Annotated in this window: 1 protein-coding gene; it reads right to left on the bottom strand. The window is 73.9% G+C overall.

The annotated features are described in order from the left end of the window. Positions 1-364: transketolase-like TK C-terminal-containing protein (locus ACLN58_RS22615; RefSeq protein ID WP_415857440.1), on the bottom strand; the 364-nt coding region annotated here is incomplete at both ends.

Genomic DNA, 364 nt, shown 5'->3' with positions numbered 1-364 from the left:
GCCGTAGTGCTCGAGGCTGATCGTGCGTCCGGCGTCGCCGACGAACTCGCGCCAGCCGAGGGCCAGGCCGGCCTCGACGGAGACGCGGGCCTTGACGGCTGCGGGGAGCACGGACTCGCGGTAGGCGGGATCCTGGGCCTTGAACCATTCGACGCAGGGCATGGAGACCACGCGGGCCGCGATGCCTTCGGCCGCGAGGGCCTCGCGGGCAGCGACGGCGAGCTGGACCTCGGAGCCCGTGCCGATGAGGATCACGTCCGGGGTCACGTCGGCGCCGTCGCGCTGGGCCTCGGCCAGGACGTAGCCGCCCTTCGCCACACCGGAGACGTCGCCGAAGCCGCCTTCACCGCGGTCCCAGGTCGGG

Origin of the sequence: Sinomonas sp. G460-2 (assembly GCF_047759905.1) — a bacterium.
Taxonomy (GTDB): Bacteria; Actinomycetota; Actinomycetes; order Actinomycetales; family Micrococcaceae; genus Sinomonas.
This window is presented reverse-complemented; position numbering and strand designations above follow the sequence as displayed.